General features: G+C 71.2%; 16 protein-coding genes. 8 read left to right on the top strand and 8 right to left on the bottom strand.

The annotated features are described in order from the left end of the window. Nucleotides 1–153: 153 nt before the first annotated feature. From OG736_RS18815 to OG736_RS18805, 3 genes are all read right to left on the bottom strand, one after another. Entirely contained in the window at nucleotides 154–1,764 is a 1,611-nt protein-coding gene (locus OG736_RS18815; protein WP_327183479.1) for a sodium/solute symporter, read from the bottom strand. After that, nucleotides 1,761–2,189 (bottom strand): DUF485 domain-containing protein, encoded by a 429-nt coding sequence (locus tag OG736_RS18810; RefSeq protein ID WP_327183478.1) that lies wholly within the window; start codon nucleotides 2,187–2,189, stop codon nucleotides 1,761–1,763. The genes OG736_RS18815 and OG736_RS18810 overlap by 4 nt, the downstream gene beginning before the upstream one ends. A 362-nt stretch (nucleotides 2,190–2,551) precedes the next feature. Further along, nucleotides 2,552–4,117, bottom strand: coding sequence for an MFS transporter (locus tag OG736_RS18805; RefSeq protein WP_327183477.1), 1,566 nt, complete (start codon nucleotides 4,115–4,117; stop codon nucleotides 2,552–2,554). A gap of 423 nt (nucleotides 4,118–4,540) precedes the next feature. Here OG736_RS18805 and OG736_RS18800 point away from each other — a divergent pair, with 423 nt between their 5' ends. The 3 genes from OG736_RS18800 to mfd all read left to right on the top strand — a co-directional run bounded on the left by OG736_RS18800 (nucleotide 4,541) and on the right by mfd (nucleotide 11,796). Then, entirely contained in the window at nucleotides 4,541–5,329 is a 789-nt protein-coding gene (locus OG736_RS18800) for an ABC transporter ATP-binding protein (RefSeq protein ID WP_171397724.1), read from the top strand. Beyond that, nucleotides 5,326–7,905, top strand: coding sequence for an ABC transporter permease (locus OG736_RS18795; RefSeq protein WP_327183476.1), 2,580 nt, complete (start codon nucleotides 5,326–5,328; stop codon nucleotides 7,903–7,905). The genes OG736_RS18800 and OG736_RS18795 overlap by 4 nt, the downstream gene beginning before the upstream one ends. Nucleotides 7,906–8,262: 357 nt before the next feature. Beyond that, nucleotides 8,263–11,796, top strand: a complete 3,534-nt coding sequence (mfd, locus tag OG736_RS18790) for a transcription-repair coupling factor (RefSeq protein ID WP_327183475.1) — start codon at nucleotides 8,263–8,265, stop codon at nucleotides 11,794–11,796. 29 nt (nucleotides 11,797–11,825) lie between these two features. Here mfd and OG736_RS18785 read toward each other — a convergent pair whose 3' ends face one another. The 3 genes from OG736_RS18785 to OG736_RS18775 form a co-directional block, all read right to left on the bottom strand. Continuing rightward, nucleotides 11,826–12,197, bottom strand: coding sequence for a MerR family transcriptional regulator (locus OG736_RS18785; protein ID WP_327187643.1), 372 nt, complete (start codon nucleotides 12,195–12,197; stop codon nucleotides 11,826–11,828). 86 nt (nucleotides 12,198–12,283) lie between these two features. Continuing rightward, entirely contained in the window at nucleotides 12,284–13,048 is a 765-nt protein-coding gene (locus OG736_RS18780; RefSeq protein WP_327183474.1) for an SDR family NAD(P)-dependent oxidoreductase, read from the bottom strand. 62 nt (nucleotides 13,049–13,110) lie between these two features. Continuing rightward, nucleotides 13,111–13,674, bottom strand: coding sequence for a TetR/AcrR family transcriptional regulator (locus OG736_RS18775; RefSeq protein WP_327183473.1), 564 nt, complete (start codon nucleotides 13,672–13,674; stop codon nucleotides 13,111–13,113). A 108-nt stretch (nucleotides 13,675–13,782) separates the two neighbouring features. Here OG736_RS18775 and OG736_RS18770 point away from each other — a divergent pair, with 108 nt between their 5' ends. Further along, the gene (locus OG736_RS18770) at nucleotides 13,783–14,724 is read left to right on the top strand and encodes an SCO6745 family protein (RefSeq protein WP_327183472.1); all 942 of its coding nucleotides are present in this window, start codon (nucleotides 13,783–13,785) and stop codon (nucleotides 14,722–14,724) included. Between the two features lie 160 nt (nucleotides 14,725–14,884). Here OG736_RS18770 and OG736_RS18765 read toward each other — a convergent pair whose 3' ends face one another. After that, nucleotides 14,885–15,070, bottom strand: a complete 186-nt coding sequence (locus tag OG736_RS18765) for an antitoxin (protein WP_327183471.1) — start codon at nucleotides 15,068–15,070, stop codon at nucleotides 14,885–14,887. Between the two features lie 189 nt (nucleotides 15,071–15,259). Between OG736_RS18765 and OG736_RS18760 the strand changes: the two genes are divergently transcribed. Further along, nucleotides 15,260–16,018, top strand: coding sequence for an HNH endonuclease family protein (locus tag OG736_RS18760; RefSeq protein WP_327183470.1), 759 nt, complete (start codon nucleotides 15,260–15,262; stop codon nucleotides 16,016–16,018). A 175-nt stretch (nucleotides 16,019–16,193) separates the two neighbouring features. Beyond that, nucleotides 16,194–16,937 (top strand): GNAT family N-acetyltransferase, encoded by a 744-nt coding sequence (locus OG736_RS18755; RefSeq protein ID WP_327183469.1) that lies wholly within the window; start codon nucleotides 16,194–16,196, stop codon nucleotides 16,935–16,937. A gap of 115 nt (nucleotides 16,938–17,052) precedes the next feature. Here the strand turns inward: OG736_RS18755 and OG736_RS18750 are convergent, their stop codons facing one another. After that, nucleotides 17,053–17,442, bottom strand: a complete 390-nt coding sequence (locus OG736_RS18750) for a hypothetical protein (RefSeq protein ID WP_327183468.1) — start codon at nucleotides 17,440–17,442, stop codon at nucleotides 17,053–17,055. A gap of 282 nt (nucleotides 17,443–17,724) precedes the next feature. On the opposite strand from OG736_RS18750, the gene OG736_RS18745 reads away from it, so the two are divergent. Together OG736_RS18745 and OG736_RS18740 are read left to right on the top strand one after the other, a co-directional pair. Next, on the top strand, nucleotides 17,725–18,555 hold the full coding sequence (locus tag OG736_RS18745; RefSeq protein WP_327183467.1) for a glycoside hydrolase domain-containing protein: 831 nt from the start codon (nucleotides 17,725–17,727) through the stop codon (nucleotides 18,553–18,555). 201 nt (nucleotides 18,556–18,756) lie between these two features. Next, entirely contained in the window at nucleotides 18,757–19,401 is a 645-nt protein-coding gene (locus tag OG736_RS18740) for a SurA N-terminal domain-containing protein (protein WP_327183466.1), read from the top strand. Nucleotides 19,402–19,404 lie beyond the last annotated feature (3 nt).

The following is a 19,404-nucleotide window of genomic DNA, read 5'->3' as shown; positions in this document are numbered from 1 at the left end:
TGACTGGGCTGACCGCACCGACCGTACTGACCGCATCGACCGTACTGACTGCACTGACCGCCGTCAGGCGGCCGGCATGGGGCAGTCGGCCTGGGGCGGTCGGTCCGCGGCGGTCGGTGTGGCGCGGTGGGTGAGCGTCCGCACCGCCCGCGCTCACGCCTCCCTGCGTCCCGCGCCCGCCAGGATCCAGCCCTCCACCGCCTCGTACTGGCGGCGCTGTTCCTCCGCCTTGCGGTGCCCCGAGACCACCGTGCCCAGCCAGCCGAAGGCGAAGCCCAGGGGGACGGTGACGATGCCCGTGGTGGTGAAGGGGAACCAGTTGAAGTCGGCCTCGGGGAAGGCGGAGACGGGCGAGCCCGAGACCAGGTTGGTGCCCGGCATGAGGATCAGGACGGACAGGGTGCCGCCGATGAGGGTGGCGAGGAGGCCCGTCCGGGTGTAGCGGCGCCAGAAGAGGCTGTAGACGAGGGCGGGAGCGAGCGCCGAGGCGCCGAGGCAGAAGGAGAGGGTGACCAGGGGCTGGAGGCTGCGGTGCTGGACCTGGGCGGCGAGCAGGATCGTCGGGACGCCGACGGCCAGCGCGGACAGCCGGGCCAGGAGCATCTCGCGGCGCGCCGACATCTGCGGGTCGCGTGCCGCGAAGACGTCGTGGGCGAGGGAGTTGGCGCAGGCGAGGATCATGCCGGCGACCGAGGCGAGCACGGTGAGGAAGATCGCCGTCGTGACGGTCGTGAAGAGCAGGGTCTCGGCCGTGGAGACCTCGCTGCCGAAGGCGCCCCGGGAGCCCAGCAGGTAGGCGGTGTTGCCCTGCGGGTCCGCCTGTGCGATCACCGCGCGGCCGACGATCGCCGTCGCGCCGAAGCCTACGACCGTCATGATCAGCACGAACAGCGCGACGCCGGAGACCGCCCAGGACATCGACCGGCGTACCTGACGGGCGCTGGAGGCGGTGTACATGCGCATGGTGATGTGCGGCAGGCAGGCGCCGCCCAGGACGACCGACAACTGGGCGGTGATCATGTCGACGCGGGGGAAGGGGCCGCCGGCGAACTCCAGCCCCGAGTGCAGGAAGGCGTCGCCGACGCCGCTGCCCTCGGCCGCCGCGTCGAAGAGGGTGCCCGGGTTCCAGTCGAAGCGGTACAGGACGAGCACGGCGATGACCGTGCCGGAGCCGAGCAGCATCACGATCTTCAGCATCTGGATGAGGGCGGTGCCCTTCATGCCGCCGATCGCCGCGTAGCTGATCATCAGCACGCCCATGCAGACGACACATCCCGTCTTCACCGAGGCGCCGGAGAACCCCAGGATGAAGGCGAGCAGCTGACCGGTGCCGGCGAGCTGCACGAGCATCATCGGCAACAGCGCGGCGAGTGTCACCGCGCACGCCGTGATGCGCACCGCACGCCCCGGCATCCGGCGGGCCAGCGCGTCGCCCATGGTGAACCGGCCCGCGTTGCGCAGCGGTTCGGCCAGCAGGAACATCATCAGCATCAGGGAGAGTGCCGTACTGAGGGCGAGGACGACACCGTCGTAGCCGCACAGTGCGATCACCCCGCCGGTGCCCAGGACGGTGGCCGCCGAGATGTAGTCCCCCGCGATGGCCAGGCCGTTGCGCAGCGGGGAGAGGGAGCGGTAGCCGGTGTAGAACTCGGCGAGGTCGTCGCGGTCGGGGCCGGTCATCACGCACAGCAGCAACGTGATCGTGGCGATCGCGGTGAACGCGACGAGGGACATCGTCTGCGCGTCGTCGCTGAACTCCGTCATCGTCCGGCCTCCTTGGTACGGGTTCCGCGCGCGTCCCGCTTCGCGTCGATCTCGGAGAGTTTGCGGATGCGGTCCGCGAGCGGGTCCACATGGCGGCGGGCGGTGCGCTCGTACAGGAAGATCGCCGCGCAGGTGACCGGGAGTTGCAGCAGGGCGAGCAGCAGACCCGCGGGGAGGCCGGTGGCGACCCTGCCGGTCATCAGGGACGGCGCGAACGCCGACAGGACCAGGAAGACGACGAAGTAGCCGAGCGCGGTGAGTGTGGCCACCCGCCGCTGGCGGCGGTAGGCGCCGCGCAGGACCCGCAGGTCGCTGTGGCGCCCCAGCGGGGCGTGGTCGGCCGGCCGGCGCCGAGGTGGCTCGGGCGGCTGGGGTGGCGGCTGCCATGGGTAGGTCGGGCCGGGGTGTGACGGGTCGTGTGACATCCCGTGCTCCTTGCGTGGCTCGGGTCCGTGGCGGCGGACCGCAGGGAGTGGGGGGTGGTGCGAGGGACGCACGTTACTCGGGAGTACGGCGGCTGCGAAGGGTTTTCACCAAACTGAGTGGTCGGTATGCGCTTACTGCGCGAAATGCCGCCTGACCTGGGGTGTTACCCGCGTTAACCCCACATCTGTGTGGCTCCTGTGGCCTTTGTGGTGATCATCTTCACGGAAGCGTGGTGGGGCCATCGGCCGGCCGCCCGGTCCCGTCAGCCCATCGGTCGGTCCGTCGGCCCGTCGGTCGGCCCGTCTGCCCGTCAGCCCATCGGTCGGCCCGTCGGTCTGTCGATAGCTCGGCCCGTCGGCCGTCAGTCCGTCAGCACGGGGAACCGTCGTGGGGCCACGCACAGCAGCACCAGGAAGGCGAGGGCCGCCGCGCAGGCCGCGCCCAGGTAGACGGCGTGAACGGCGCTCGCGACGGCGTCCCGGACGGCCTCGGGCGCCGTTTCGGCGGCGAGGGCGCGGGTGACGGAGTCCAGATCGCCCGCGCCGCCCAGCCGGGCCGCCAGCACCCCGTTGGCCACCGCGCCGAACACCGACGCGCCGATCGTCTGCCCGGTCTGACGGCAGAACAGCACGGACGCGGTCGTGGTGCCGCGTTCCGACCAGCCCACCGTCGACTGCACGCCGACCAGGAGCGGGAGCTGGAAGAGGCCCAGCGCGGCGCCGAGCAGCAGCATCAGCAGGGCCGGCTGCCAGGCCTGGCCGGGATACGGCAGGAACGGGAACGCGAGCAGGATGAGCGTCGCCGCGCCGATGCCCAGCAGCGCCGTGTCACGGAAACCGATGCGCCGGTAGACGTGCTGGCTGAGGGCGGCGGACAGCGGCCAGCTCAGGGTCCAGACGGAGAGGACGAACCCGGCGGTCACCGGCCCCAGGCCCAGCACCGACTGGGCGTACGTCGGCAGGAACACCGTAGGGGCCACCATCAGCAGACCCAGCGCGCCGAGCGCGAGGTTGACCGCCGCGATCGTACGGCGGCGCCACACCCAGCCCGGGATGATCGGCTCCGCCGCCCGGCGTTCGATGACGACGACGAGCCCTGCCAGCGCCAGCCCGGCACCGAACAGGGCGAGTGACGGCCCCGACAGCCACGGCCACGCCACCCCGCCCTGCACCAGCGCGGTCAGCAGCACCCCGCCGCACGCGAACACCGCCAGCGCACCCGCCCAGTCGACACGCGCGCGTGCACGCGTGGCGCCACGCGTCGCGCGTACCCGCGACCCGCCACGCGCGCGTGGAGTCGTCTTCTGCCCGGACGGCGACGACTGGCGCTGCGGCTCGTGCAGATGACGGACGATCAGCCACAACGCCACCGCCCCGATGGGCAGGTTGATGAGGAAGATCCAGCGCCAGTCCGCGTAGGCGGCCAGGACCCCGCCCAGGCCGGGCCCCGCGACCGCCGAGACCGCCCACACCGTGGACAGCTTCGACTGGATCTTCGGCCGCTCCTTCAGCGGATACAGGTCGGCGGCGAGCGTCTGCACCGTGCCCTGCAACGCCCCGCCGCCCAGGCCCTGCACGATGCGGAACGCGATCAGCGCCCCCATGTTCCACGCCAGGGCGCACAGCAGCGAGCCGAGCAGGAAGAGGACCGCCCCGGCGACCAGCACCGGCTTGCGGCCGAAGGTGTCGGACAGCTTGCCGTAGACCGGCAGGGTGACCGTCACGGCTAGCAGATAGCCGGAGAACAGCCAGGAGAAGACGGAGAACCCGCCCAGGTCGCCGACGATCTGCGGGACGGCCGTGGAGACCACGGTGGAGTCGAGGGCGGCCAGCGCCATGGAGAGCATGAGGGCGGCGACGACCGCTCCCCGTCTGCCCGGTGCGGTCGGCCGCGCGGCCTCGCGTGTCGCCGGTTGGATGTCCCCCACCTGATGCCCCCCGTATCTCCCGTGCCCCTTGCATCTAACTGCCGGGGGTCAGCTTCCCACTTGACCCTCGCGTCGCGGGAGGGTGGAGCCTGACTGGGCCGGAGGGTGGAGACGACCCCGAAGGACCCTCCACCTCACGGTGGACGGCCCCTAGGGGTACCTCCGTACTACGGCTCGGGGAGGGTTCGTACTGCCGGAGGAGGAGATGGGCGGGGTCCCGTCCTTAACCTGGCTTTACGCCGCTGGGGGGCGGCCGGCACCACTTCCGGGGGGTGGGGTTAACCCCCCGGAAAGACGGGCCCGAGCACCAGCGCGAGGGACCCCCTCCCGCCGACAGACTCTTCGACGTAGCGCCTCGCACCATCCCTTGCACATCCGATGCGCTGCTCATCTGCTTCTTACATCCGACATAGGAGACTTACCGTGACTTCGGCTGTGACCATTCCCAGGCACGGGGGCACTGGAGGGCGTACGGCCGTAGCCGCGCGGGCGCGGCAGGTCGTCAAGGCGTACGGGTCCGGTGAGACCCGTGTCGTCGCTCTCGACCACGTCGACGTGGACATCGCCCGCGGTCAGTTCACCGCGATCATGGGCCCCTCGGGGTCCGGCAAGTCCACGCTGATGCACTGCCTCGCCGGTCTCGACACCGTCTCGTCCGGGCAGATCTACCTGGACGAGACCGAGATCACCGGGCTCAAGGACAAGAAGCTCACCAAGCTGCGCCGGGACCGGATCGGGTTCATCTTCCAGGCGTTCAACCTGCTGCCCACGCTCAATGCGATAGAGAACATCACGCTGCCGATGGACATCGCCGGCCGCAAGCCGGACAAGGCGTGGCTGAACCAGGTCGTGGAGACCGTCGGACTCGCCGACCGCCTCAGGCACCGGCCCACCCAGCTCTCCGGCGGTCAGCAGCAGCGCGTCGCCGTGGCGCGCGCCCTCGCCGCCCGCCCGGAGATCATCTTCGGGGACGAGCCGACCGGAAACCTCGACTCGCGCGCGGGCGCCGAGGTCCTGGGCTTCCTGCGCCGTTCGGTGGACGACCTGGGCCAGACCATCGTGATGGTCACGCACGACCCGGTGGCGGCCTCCTACGCGGACCGGGTGCTGTACCTCGCGGACGGCCGGATCGTCGACGAGATGTTCAAGCCGACCGCCGAGACCGTCCTGGACCGGATGAAGGACTTCGACGCGCGGGGGCGTACGTCATGACCGTCATGAAGACCTCGATGCGCAACTTCTACGCGCACAAGGGGCGCATGGCCCTGTCGGCCGTGGCGGTCCTGCTGTCGGTGGCGTTCGTCTGCGGGACGCTCGTCTTCACCGACACGATGAACACCACCTTCGACAAGCTCTTCGCCAGCACCTCCTCCGATGTGACGGTGAGTGCGAAGGGCGCCTCGGACACCGGCGAGACGACATCCGACAACGGGAAGCCGCCGGTCATGCCGGCCTCCGTGCTCGGCGCGGTCCGCAAGGCGGACGGGGTGAAGTCGGCGGAGGGCACCGTCTTCTCGACCTCCGCGACCGTCGTCGACGCCGACAAGGACAGCCTGTCGCCCACCAGCGGCGCGCCCACCATCGTCGGCAACTGGAACGGCAACGACGCCCGCACCATGGAGATCACCGACGGTGCGGCGCCCAAGGGCTCCGACCAGGTGATGGTGGACGCGGACACCGCCGACAAGCACCATCTGAAGCTCGGCGACGAGATCGGCGTGATCACCGCGGTCGGCACGCACACCGCGAAGATCTCCGGCATCGCCGCCTTCCAGGTCACCAACCCCGGCGCGGCGATCTTCTACCTGGACACGAAGACCGCCCAGGAGGCCCTGGTCGGCGAGTCGAACGTCTACACGAACGTCAACGTGACGGCCGCGTCCGGTGTGAGCGACGCGCAGCTGAAGAAGAACGTGGCGGCCGAGATCGGCGCCGACTACAAGGTGCAGACCGCCAAGGAGACCGCCGACGCCAACCGCGACAGCGTCGGGGGCTTCCTGGACGTGATGAAGTACGCGATGCTCGGCTTCGCCGGGATCGCCTTCCTCGTCGGCATCTTCCTGATCATCAACACCTTCTCCATGCTGGTCGCGCAGCGCACCCGTGAGATCGGCCTGATGCGGGCCATCGGCTCCAGCCGCAAGCAGGTCAACCGGTCCGTTCTCGCGGAGGCCCTGCTGCTGGGCGTGGTCGGCTCGCTCCTCGGCGTCGGCGCGGGCGTCGGCATCGCGGTCGGGCTGATGAAGCTCATGGGCATGACCGGCATGAACCTGTCCACGGACGACCTGACGGTCGCCTGGACGACCCCGGTGGTCGGCATGGGCCTCGGCATCGTCGTCACGGTGCTCGCGGCGTACCTCCCGGCCCGCCGGGCCGGCAAGGTCTCCCCGATGGCCGCGCTGCGCGACGCCGGCGCCCCCGCCGACGCCAAGGCGGGCGCCGTACGGGCCGTCATCGGCCTGCTCCTCACCGGCGCCGGCGGCCTGGGCCTCTACCTCGCCTCAGCCGCCGACAAGGCCGCCGAGGGCTCGCTCTGGCTGGGCCTGGGCGTGGTGCTGAGCCTGATCGGCTTCGTGGTGATCGGCCCGCTGCTGGCGGGCGCGGTGGTCCGGGTGCTGGGCGCGATCGTGCTGCGGGCCTTCGGCCCGGTCGGACGGATGGCGGAGCGCAACGCGCTGCGCAACCCGCGCCGCACCGGCGCCACGGGCGCGGCCCTGATGATCGGCCTCGCGCTGGTCGCCTGTCTGTCGGTGGTCGGCTCCTCCATGGTGGCCTCCGCCACGGAGGAGCTCGACAAGAGCGTCGGCACGGACTTCATCATCCAGAGCGACGGCGGTCAGCTGATGACCCCGCAGGCGGTGCAGGCCATCAAGTCGACGCCGGGCCTGGAGCGGGTCACCGAGTACAAGTGGACCGAGGCCGACTTCACCACGCCCGACGGCAAGACGCTCGACAAGACGGCGATCACGGCGGCCGATCCGACCTACGCGACCGACCTGCGCGTCGAGACCGTCGCCGGCAACCTCGCCGACGCCTACCGTCCCGACTCGATGTCCGTCCACGAGAAGTTCGCCGAGGACCACAAGATCGCCCTCGGTTCCAAGATCTCGGTGGCCTTCAAGAACGGCTCCACGGCCCGGCTGACGGTCCGCGCGATCACCAGCAGTGACGCCGTCATCGACCAGGGCGCGATGTACACCTCGATCGCCACCCTCAAGAAGTACGTCCCGGCCGACAAGCTGCCGCTCGACGACCTGGTCTTCGCCACGGCGAAGGACGGGCAGCAGGACGCCGCGTACACGTCCCTGAAGTCGGCGCTGCACGACTACCCGCAGTACACCGTCCGCGACCAGACCGACTACAAGCAGGAGCTCAAGGACCAGATCGGGCAGCTGCTGAACCTGATCTACGGCCTGCTCGCCCTCGCGATCATCGTCGCCGTCCTGGGCGTGGTGAACACCCTCGCGCTGTCGGTGGTGGAGCGCACGAGGGAGATCGGCCTGATGCGGGCGATCGGTCTCTCCCGCCGTCAGCTGCGCCGCATGATCCGCATGGAGTCGGTCGTCATCGCCCTCTTCGGCGCCCTCCTGGGCCTCGGTCTGGGCATGGGCTGGGGCGCCACCGCCCAGCAGCTCCTCGCCCTCCAGGGCCTGAACGTCCTCGAGATCCCGTGGCCGACGATCATCGGCGTGTTCATCGGCTCCGCCTTCGTGGGCCTGTTCGCCGCCCTGATCCCGGCGTTCCGCGCGGGCCGCATGAACGTCCTGAACGCGATCGCGACGGACTAGCCCCACCCGAACCAGCCCGGCACCGAGAAGAACGGGGGTCTTCTCGGTGCCGGGCTCCTTCGTGTCTTTCCGCCGGTCCGGCGTTTGAGGACGAGGCAGGCCGGGCCGAAAGCGGGGCTCCGGGGGCGCGGCGCCCAGGTCGGGAAGGGAAGGCGCGGCGGGGGCGAGGAAAGTCGTGCACAGCCCCCACCGCCCCCGTGGTTGTCCACAGCCCCCGGCGAACAACCCCGCCCCGACGTACGCTGGACACCCCCGGCCCGTGACACGCGTCGGGCCCTTCGCGTTGCCCACCCCGGACCCCGGTACGCCCGCCCCCCGGACGCACCCCGGCCCCTCGGACGGAAAGCCCAGCCCTCCATGAGCCTGCACGGTCTGCTCGACGCCGTCGTCAAGGACACCGCCCTCGCGGAAGCGATCCCCGCGGCCGCCGACGGCAACCGCATGCACGTCGACCTGGTCGGCCCCCCGGCGGCCCGCCCCTTCGCCATCGCCGCCCTCGCCCGCGAGACCGGCCGCACGGTCCTCGCGGTGACGGCCACCGGCCGCGAGGCCGAGGACCTGGCCGCCGCCCTGCGCTCGCTGCTCCCACCGGACGGCGTCGTGGAGTACCCCTCCTGGGAGACGCTCCCGCACGAGCGCCTCAGCCCGCGCAGCGACACCGTCGGCCGCCGCCTCGCCATCCTGCGCCGGCTGGCCCACCCGCGCCCCGACGACCCGGAGACCGGCCGGGTCTCGGTCGTCGTGGCGCCGGTCCGCTCCGTACTCCAGCCGCAGGTCAAGGGCCTCGGCGACCTGGAACCGGTGGCTCTGCGCACGGGTCAGACCGCCGACCTGAACGACATCGTCGAAGCCCTCGCCGCGGCCGCCTACGCGCGCGTGGAACTCGTCGAGAAGCGCGGCGAGTTCGCCGTACGGGGCGGCATCCTGGACGTGTTCCCGCCCACCGAGGAACACCCCCTGCGCGTCGAGTTCTGGGGCGACGACGTGGAGGAGATCCGCTACTTCAAGGTCGCCGACCAGCGCTCCCTGGAAGTCGCCGAACACGGCGTGTGGGCCCCGCCGTGCCGTGAACTCCTGTTGACGGAAGAGGTGCGCACGCGTGCGGGTGCCCTCGCCGAGGAGCACCCCGAGCTGGGCGAGCTGCTCGGCAGGATCGCGGAGGGCATCGCCGTCGAGGGCATGGAGTCCCTGGCCCCGGTGCTGGTCGACGACATGGAGCTGCTGATCGACGTCCTGCCCAAGGGCGCGATGGCCGTCGTCTGCGACCCGGAGCGGGTACGCACGCGTGCCACCGACCTGGTGGCCACGTCCCAGGAGTTCCTCCAGGCGTCCTGGGCGGCCACCGCCGGCGGCGGCGAGGCACCCATCGACGTCGGCGCGGCCTCCCTGTGGTCCATCGCGGACGTCCGTGACCACGCGCGCGAGCTGGACATGATGTGGTGGTCGGTGTCGCCGTTCGCGGCCGACGAGGAGCTGGACGCCGGCACCCTGAAGCTCGGCATGCACGCTCCCGAGACCTACCGGGGCGACACCGCGAAGGCGCTGGCCGACACCAAGGGCTGGCTGGCCGACGGATGGCGCGTCGCCTTCGTCACCGAGGCGCACGGCCCGGCGGCCCGCACGGTCGAGGTGCTCGGCGGCGAAGGCGTCGCGGCCCGCCTCGACGCGGACCTGACCGAGCTGAGTCCCTCCGTCGTCCACGTCTCCTGCGGCTCGATCGACTACGGGTTCGTCGACCCGGCGCTCCGCCTCGCCGTGCTCACGGAGACCGACCTGTCCGGCCAGAAGGCGGCCGGCAAGGACGGCGCGCGCATGCCCGCGCGCCGCAGGAAGACCATCGATCCGCTCACCCTGGAGGCGGGCGACTACATCGTCCACGAGCAGCACGGCGTGGGCCGCTACATCGAGATGGTGCAGCGCACGGTCCAGGGCGCCACGCGCGAGTACCTGGTCGTGGAGTACGCGCCCGCCAAGCGCGGCCAGCCCGGCGACCGTCTCTACATCCCGACCGACCAGCTGGAGCAGATCACCAAGTACGTCGGCGGCGAGGCACCCACGCTGCACCGGCTCGGCGGCGCCGACTGGACGAAGACCAAGGCGCGCGCCAAGAAGGCGGTCAAGGAGATCGCCGCCGACCTGATCAAGCTGTACAGCGCGCGGATGGCGGCCCCCGGCCACGCCTTCGGCACGGACACCCCCTGGCAGCGCGAACTGGAGGACGCCTTCCCCTACGCGGAGACGCCCGACCAGCTCACGACCATCGCCGAGGTCAAGGACGACATGGAGAAGACGGTCCCGATGGACCGCCTGATCTGCGGCGACGTCGGCTACGGCAAGACGGAGATCGCCGTCCGGGCCGCCTTCAAGGCCGTACAGGACGGCAAGCAGGTCGCCGTCCTGGTGCCCACCACCCTTCTCGTGCAGCAGCATTTCGGCACGTTCAGCGAGCGGTACGCGCAGTTCCCGGTGAACGTCAGGGCGCTCTCCCGCTTCCAGACGGACACGGAGGCGAAGGCCACCCTGGAGGGGCTGCACGAGGGCGCGGTGGACATCGTCATCGGCACCCACCGGCTGTTCTCCTCCGAGACGAAGTTCAAGGATCTCGGCCTGGTCATCGTCGACGAGGAACAGCGCTTCGGTGTCGAGCACAAGGAGCAGCTGAAGAAGCTGCGCGCGAACGTGGACGTCCTGACGATGTCGGCGACCCCGATCCCCAGGACGCTGGAGATGGCGGTGACGGGCATCCGCGAGATGTCGACGATCACCACGCCCCCGGAGGAGCGCCACCCGGTGCTCACCTTCGTCGGCCCCTACGAGCAGAAGCAGATCGGCGCCGCCATCCGCCGCGAACTGCTGCGTGAGGGCCAGGTGTTCTACATCCACAACCGGGTCGAGTCGATCGACCGCGCGGCGGCGAAACTGCGCGAGATCGTGCCCGAGGCGCGCATCGCCACCGCCCACGGCCAGATGTCGGAGACGGCGCTGGAGCAGGTGGTCGTCGACTTCTGGGAGAAGAAGTTCGATGTGCTCGTCTCGACGACGATCGTCGAGTCCGGCATCGACATCTCCAACGCGAACACGCTGATCGTGGAGCGCGGCGACACCTTCGGTCTGTCCCAGCTGCACCAGCTGCGCGGCCGGGTCGGACGCGGGCGCGAGCGCGGCTACGCCTACTTCCTCTACCCGCCGGAGAAGCCCCTCACGGAGACCGCCCACGAGCGTCTCGCCACGATCGCCCAGCACACCGAGATGGGCGCGGGCATGTACGTGGCGATGAAGGACCTGGAGATCCGGGGCGCCGGAAACCTGCTCGGCGGCGAACAGTCCGGTCACATCGCGGGTGTCGGCTTCGACCTGTACGTCCGCATGGTCGGCGAGGCCGTGGCGGACTACCGGCGTCAGCTGGAGTCCGGCGGGGTCGAGGAGGAGCCGCCGCTCGAGGTCAAGATCGAGCTGCCCGTCGACGCGCACGTCCCGCACGACTACGCGCCCGGCGAGCGGCTGCGCCTCCAGGCCTACCGGGCCATCGCCTCCGCCAACTCGGAGGAGGACGTCAAGGCGGTCCGCGAGGAACTCGTCGACCGCTACGGCAAGTTGCCGGAGCCGGTGGAGAACCTGCTGCTGGTGGCGGGTCTGCGGATGCTGGCACGCGCGTGTGGCGTCGGCGAGATCGTGCTCCAGGGGCCCAACATCCGCTTCGCGCCGGTGGAGTTGCGCGAGTCCCAGGAGCTGCGCCTCAAGCGGCTCTACCCCGGGACCGTCCTCAAGCCGGCCGCGCACCAGATCCTGGTGCCCCGCCCGAAGACCGCGAAGGTCGGCGGCAAGCCGCTGGTCGGACGCGAACTGCTGGGCTGGGTGGGCGAGCTGCTGGCGACGGTGCTGGGGTCGTAGGGCGCGGCGGTCGTAGGGCGCGGTCGTCCTCAGGCCACCGGTCGGATCCGTCCGCCGGTGGCCTCGGCCAGTGCCGCCGCGAGACGGTCGCGGACCGCGACCTGGGCCGCGATCCGCTCGTCCATGACCGCGAGACGCCGCAGTGCGACCGCCAGATTGCGGCCGCTCGGCGGTGACGCCGTCACGTCCCGGTCCAGGCACGGCAGGAAGACGCGTGCGTCGTCCAAGGTGAGCCCCGCGTTCACCAGATGACGGATGTTGCGGACGCGGACGACGACGGCGGGGTCGTAGAGACGGTAGCCGTTGGCGGCCCGCTCGGAGACGATGAGCCCCGCCTGTTCGTAGTGCCGCAGTGCCCGCGCCGAGACACCGGTCGCCCTGCCGACCTCACCGATGCGCAGCGCGCGCCCGGGCGGACGGGAGCGTTCCTCGCCGGAGGGGAATCGGTCGTCGTCGTCCGGGCCGGTCTGCTGCATGCGCGCCAGTCTCATGCGACCACCGCTCCGCCGTCCACCGGGAGGATCACTCCCGTGATGAACGAGGCCTGAGGTGAGGCCAGTCGGGTGATCGCCCAGGCGACCTCCGCCGGCCGGCCGACCCGGCCGAGGGGGGTGTGCTCGAGCTGCCACGCCCGGATCGCGACACGCTGCTCCGGGGTGAGGCCGCTGTGGTCGGCGATCGGCGTCTCGATCGCGCCCGGCGCCACCGCGGCGACGCGGATCCCGAGCGGCGCGAGCTCGACCGCCCAGCTGCGCGTGAGCACTTCGAGGGCCGCCTTCCCGGCCGCGTACAGGGAGTTGCCGGGCCAGCCGCGCTGTCCGACGGCCGTCGTCACGTTCACGACGACGCCCCGGGTGTCCGTCAGGGCCGGCAGCGCGGCCTGGGTGAGCAGGACGGGGGCGATCAGGTTCGTCGCGAGCTGGGGCGCGACGGAGTCGCGGGTGTAGGTGCGCAGGGACGAGGCGTCGACGATCGCCGCGTTGTTGACCAGGACGTCGACCCGGCCGCCACCCCGTTCGAGTGCTGTGCGGACGACCGTGGCCGGTCCGTCCTCGGCCGTGATGTCCACGGCGAGCGGGACGATGCGGTCCCGGTCGTGGTCGGCGGTCTCGGCGAGGGGTGCCGGGCGCCGGCCCACGGCGATCACGCACGCTCCCTGCGCGGCGAAGGCGTGGGCGGTGGCGCGGCCGATCCCGGTGCCCGCGCCGGTGACGACAACGGTACGGCTGCTGTGCTGCTGACTCGGACTCATGGGGCGATCGTCGGACCCTGACGCCGGTGTCAAGGTCAAGCGCGCGCTCGGGCCCGTCGTGATCAGGCGGAGGGGAACAGCACCATCGGCAGCGCGCGGAGTACCTCCTCGGGGTCCTCGTCGCCCAGGAGGCCGTCGAGGTTGTGGCCGAGCAGGAGGGTGGCGAAGCCGTGGGCCAGGGACCAGACGGCGATACGGGCCAGCCGGGCGTCCGTGCCGTCCCCGGCGGGTGCGGTGGTGGCGATGGCGTCGGTCAGGGCGGCGGCCGACAGGGCGCGGGCCGTGGTCAGCTCCAGGTCGTCGGCGCGCAGCAGCTCGGGCGAGAACATCACCTGGAAGTGCGCCGGGTGTTCGCGCGCGAAGCGGACGTAGCGCACGCCCGCGTCCCGTAGATCCGTCGCCTCCGCCAGCGCGCCGGCCAGCAGCCCGTGCCCCTCGGCCGCGATCGCCGTCAGCAGACCCGTGCGGTCCCGGAAGTGGTGGGCCGGCGCCGCGTGCGAGACACCGGCGCGGCGGGCCAGGTCGCGCAGGCTCAGCCCGGTGGGGCCGTCGGTGGCGATGACGTCGAGGGCGGCGGCCAGGATGGCGCGCCGCAGGTCACCGTGGTGGTAGGGCCGGTCGCTCATGGACAGCAGCGTACGCGGTATCTAGGCATTGACAAGTTCGCGAGGTTCCGGCAATCTTGTCAGTGTCAAGTTGTGGTCGATGTCCGAACGCGACGAGGGGGAGACGTCATGTCCCAGAATCACGAGCACCAGGCAACCGAACAGGCCGAGCGGGGCGAGCGGTTCGGGCCGGGTGCGCGGGGCGAACAGGTCGCGCCGGCGCAGGCGCGCAGGCTCTGGCATCTGCTGGAGCCGCTGCACGCGGTGGTGTACTACGCGCCCGAGGTCTTCGAGGAGGCCGGCGCGCTCGGCTACTCGACCGAGGACCGCTGGGGGAGCTACTTCCCGCTGCGTGCCGCCCCGTTGGGCCCGGTGAGCGCCGAGGCGGTGACCTCCGCCTTCTACAGTTTCCAGCCCGCCATGGTCGCCCGGTACGTCGAGGACGCCTGGAAGGTCGCCACGCCCGAAGCGGCCCTGGCGGCGCGACGGAGAGGCATCGACCGGCTGTACCGCAAGCTGTTCGGCGACCTGGTGGACAGTCCCGAGCTGGCCGAGGCCGCCGCTCTCGCCCGCCGCGCCGCCGAGGCGGCCGTCACGGCAGGGCGCCCGCTCGCCGCGGCCAACGCCGCGCTGGAGTGGCCGAGGGAGCCCCACCTCCAGCTCTGGCAGGCGGCGACCGTCCTGCGGGAACACCGCGGCGACGGTCATCTCGCCGCCCTGCTTCTCGCCGGCCTCGACCCGGCCGAGGCGCTGGTGTCCTTCGCCGCGATAGGTGCCGCGTCCGTCGAGCGCTTCGAGAGCCGCGGCTGGACCCGCGAGGAATGGGCGGCGGCGAGCGAGCGGCTGGCGGCCAGGGGCCTGCTCGAGGCGGACGGTACGGCGACGGAAGCGGGCCGTGAGCTGCGGCGCCGTGTCGAGGAGGACACCGACCGGCTGGCGCTCGGTCCCTGGCAGGCCCTCGGCCCGCAGTTCACGGAACGCCTGGCCGCACTCCTCGGCGACTACTGGGTCGCGGTGCTGGGATCCGGACTGCTGCCCTCGGAGTCGACGCTCGGCATCGGCAGGGTGTGAGCGCCGCCGCTCCGCCGGGGGACAGGGTGAAGCCGCCCGCGGCGGGCTCGCTCTGCGCGGACGGCCTCATGTGCCGGGTGATGTCGGTGGCTCGGCCCCATGAGTCTTCGGGCCGGGCTGCGGCCGGGCGTTGCGGCCGGGTCCGGGTCGAGACTGCGGGCTAGGGCTGGTCGGGCCGTTCCTCGTCCATGCCGAGCCGCTCGTTCAGCTTCTGCTGCCCGGAGTCGACCTGGGACTCGTACTTGTTGCCCGTCTTCTCGTTCGCCTTCTGCTCCGCGGCGTCGGACATGTTCCTGGCCTTGTCCTGTGCCGTCTTGTTGCTCTTGAACCTGTCGAGGATGCCCATCCAGAGCTCCTTCCGGAGGTGACTCTCCACCGACGATATTCCCGACAAGTACGAGATGCCCACTTGAGTCGATGGTGGTCTGGACCTCCCGACTGCCCCCGAGCGCTCCCTCGCTACCGTGTGTGCCAGTCCCCGTCAGGGGAAAGCGCCCTGTGCGGGGTGGCGTCGGGCAGGCAAGGGGAGGGGCGCGTGAAGCGTCTGAGGGGTGGGGCGGCGGTCGCCGCCGTGCTGATGTGTGCCGTTTCGTTGGCCGGATGCAAGGAGCAGGTCACCGGCTCGGACTCCGGTTCCGGCGCGGGTTCCGGTGGTGCGGGAGCGACGGCGGGCGGTGGAGCGGGGAGCGGCGGAGCGGCTCTCGCGGCGGCCGAGTCGCTGGCCGTGAAGGGACGGGCACCCAAGACCGGCTACGACCGGGAGAAGTTCGGCTCCGCCTGGGCGGACACGGACTCCAACTCCTGCGACACCCGTGACGACATACTCAAGCGCGACCTGGAGGAGGTGAAGTTCACCGGCGGCGTGTGCAAGGTGTCCTACGGTGTGCTGGAGTCGGACCCGTACTCCGGGAAGGACGTGACGTACCGGCGTGGCAGCAGCAAGGTCGACATCGACCACGTGGTCGCCCTGTCCGACGCCTGGCAGAAGGGCGCCAAGTACTGGGACGCCGGCAAGCGCATCGCTCTCGCCAACGATCCGCTCAACCTCCTGGCGGTCGACGCGAGCACCAACCGTTCCAAGGGCGACGGCGACACGGCGACCTGGCTGCCGCCCAACAAGGCCTACCGGTGCACGTACGTAGCGGCGCAGGTCGCCGTGAAGAAGAAATACGAACTGTGGGTCACCGCGGCGGAGAAGTCCGCGATGGAGAAGGTCCTGGAGACCTGCCCCGCCCAGAAACTCCCCACCGGGGGCAACCCCACGAAGGCGCCGGAGCGTTTCCACGCGGGGTGAGTGAGGGTCGGCAGACCAGCGGCGGCACCGGGGGCTGCCTCACGTGGGCCTACGGCGGTCCTCCGGCGCCCGGCGAAGCAGCCGACCGAGAGCCCCGAGCCTCTGAGGTCGCCGAGACTGCCGAGGCCGCCGAAATCCAGTCCCGTCCGCTCGGCTCCTCGCCTACCGTGACCGTATGGAACTGAAGGTGTCCAGCCTCGCCGACCGTCCCGACATGCTCGGCCCGGTCCAGGACATGCCCGACACCTGGCCGGAGTTCGCGACACAGGACCCGGTGGGCAACGCGCACTACGGCCGGATCCCCGTCGAGTTCCCGGAGTACGTGCTGTTCGCGCAGGACGAGCGGGGGCAGGTCGTCGCCCATGCCTACAGCGTGCCGTTCGCCCTGCACGCCGACGGCCGGGGCGGGTTGCCCGCCCGGGGCTGGGACCAGGTGCTCGTCTGGGCCTTCGCCGATCAGCGGAGCGGGGCGCGGCCCGACACGGTGAGCGCGATCTCGATCGTCATCGCCCCGCACGCGCAGGGTCTCGGCCTGTCCGGGCGGATGCTCGCGGCGATGCGGGACAGTGCCCGGGCGAAGGGCTTCACCGAGGTCGTGGCCCCGGTCCGGCCGAACGCCAAGCACCTCGAGCCGCGCACTCCGATCGAGGAGTACGCGCACCGGGTGCGGGAGGACGGGCTGCCGTACGACCCGTGGCTGCGGGTGCACGCCCGGGCGGGCGCGAGCATCGAGCGGGTCGCGCCGGCGTCGATGACGGTGGCGGGCTCGCTGGCGGAGTGGCGGCGCTGGACCGGGCTGCCCTTCGACACGCAGGGCGACGTCGAGGTGCCCGGCGCGCTGGTCCCCGTCCGGTGCGAGCCGGAGCGGGACTACGCGGTGTACGTCGAGCCCAACGTGTGGATGCGGCACCCTCTTTGAGGTCTTCGGGGCGGGCACCCTCTTCGGGGCGGGCGGGCGGTGTCGCTGCCGGCGGTACCCGGAGCGTTCCCCCCCTGCCCCCCGTGCCGCGCCCGAAGTCCCTGGCGCGCGGCGGCTACCGCCCGTACGGATAGCCCTGCTGATACGGCTGGCCCTGAGGGGCCATGGCCGCTCCGTACACAGGCTGGGCGGTCGGGATCTTCTTGTCGAACACCGCGGACAGCAGCAGCACCGTCGCCGTCAGCAGGGTCACCAGGATGGCGACGCCGAAGAGGGCGTCCCCGTCGCCGTCGGGCGTGATCACCGCCCACGGCAGGATCGCGCACTCGTACAGCGCGAACGAGCCGAAGGCCACCCAGTCCGAGGACAGGCCGCGGCGGATCGCCACGTACAGGAAGGGCACCCACACCAGGAAGCCCAGCGAGCCCCAGACCAGGGCCACCCAGGCGAGCCGCTGGAACCAGCCGGCCGTCAGCTGTCTCTCCGCGCCCGCCCCGGTCGGCATCGTCGGCATTGTCATGTCGCCCCCCAAGTCACCAGGGGCCAAGGGTAGGACACGGACAGGCCGCTGCAGGGCATCGCTTCTTTACTGTGACATGAGTGAATCTTGTGTCTATGAGGGCCCTGCGTTTCCCGATCGGTGACAGGCCGCGGGTTACCGTGCGTTCCGTTCAGGTGCTGGACGTCGAGCCGAGGCCGTATCGTCGCACCGAATCAGGGGATTTCAGCCGGACACGACCGTACGCAGCGACAGCGCCGTACGCGAAAAACGAACGATGGGGTGGGGATGGCCGAGCACCGGCAGTCCAGAAAGCGCAGATACATCACGTGGGGTGTGGCCGGCGCGGCCGTCCTCGCGGGGGCCGGGATAGCGGCGCAGACCTCGATGGCGGCCACCACCTGGCCCGCCCAGAAGACGTACACCGGCCGCGCCTTCGATGCCTGCACCGCGCCTTCGCTGGCCGCGATGAAGGCCTGGAAGACCGACGGCTACTACGGGGGCGCCGCCGTCTACGTCGGCGGCAAGAACCGTGGCTGCGCGCAGCCCAACCTGACGGCCTCCTGGGTGAAGTCGGTCAACACGGCCGGCTGGAAGCTGATCCCGATCTACGTGGGCGCCCAGCCGTCCTGCCAGACCGGCTCCAGCCCCGAGAAGCTCACCGCCGCCACGGCCGCCTCCCTCGGCGCGACCGACGGCGCGGACGCGGTCGCCAAGGCCTCGGCGCTCGGCATGAAGGCCGGCAGCCCGGTCTACCTCGACATGGAGCCCTACGACATCACCAACAAGGCGTGCAACGACGCCGTGTTGACGTATGTGCGCTCCTTCACCAAGACGCTGCGCGCCAAGACGTACCGGGCCGGCTACTACGGCTTCAGCAGTTCCAGCGCCAAGGCCGTCGCCACCGCGACGAACAAGACGGACCTGCCGGGCAACCTCTGGTACGCCCTGTGGGACAAGAAGGACACCACGACCACCGACTGGCCGTGGGGCGCCACCCAGTACACCGGCCACAGCCGTGGTCATCAGTACATGGTGAACAGCAAGGAGACCCGCGGCGGCTACACGATCACCGTGGACCGCGACGCCTGGGACGCCCCGGTCGCCATCGTCGGCTGAACCGGATCGCCCTCGTGAGGGGTGCCCCGCGCGCGGCGGGCTGAGCCCTCGCACCGAAGAGCGGGCGACGAGCGGGCGCGGCGGTGCCCGAAGTCCTGGTGAATCGTTGGTCGAATGGGTTGGCCCCAGCCGCCCCACTGCCTAACATCGATCACCGCAAGACTTTGTGCACCGTCGCACAATCTCCTCGGGAGGTTTCCCTTGCACCGCCGTCGTCGCACCGCGCTCCTGCTGTCCGCCGCGATCGTGGCGGCCCCTCTCCTCGCCGCCTGCGGGAACGACGCGCATCCCGGCGCGGCGGCCGTCGTCGGCGACCAGCGGATCACCGTCGCGCAACTGGAGAGCCGGGTGAACGAGGTGCGCACGGCCCAGCGGGCCGCGGTCACCGACGACGCCCAGTACGCGCAGGCCGTCGCCCAGACCGGCTCCCTCGCCCGCGACACCCTGCACGGCATGGTCCTCGACAAGGTGCTGCACCGCGCCGCCGAGGACGCGGGCATCACCGTCAGCCGCCGGGAGGTCCAGGAGATGCGGGCCGGCCTGGAGCAGCAGGCGGGCGGCGCGAAGGGCCTGGAGACGGCGTGGCTCCAGCAGTACGGCATTCCGCCGCAGCGTCTCGACGAGAACCTCCGTCTCCAGCTGGAGGCCCAGAAACTCGCCACCGAACTCGGCACGGACACCAGCCAGCCGGCCTTCTGGAACGCGCTGTCCAAGGCGTCCAAGGCACTCGACGTGGATCTCAACCCGCGCTACGGGAACTGGGACGCGCAGAAGGTCGCCCGCGTCGACGCGAAGACGCCCTGGGTACGGGAGATCTCGGCGGCCGGGACGCAGCAGACGACGTGACCA

The sequence above is a fragment of the Streptomyces sp. NBC_01334 genome (assembly GCF_035983595.1).
Taxonomy (GTDB): domain Bacteria; phylum Actinomycetota; class Actinomycetes; order Streptomycetales; family Streptomycetaceae; genus Streptomyces; species Streptomyces coriariae.
The sequence above is the reverse complement of the archived record's forward strand: the minus strand, read 5'-3'. Positions and strand labels throughout refer to the sequence as shown.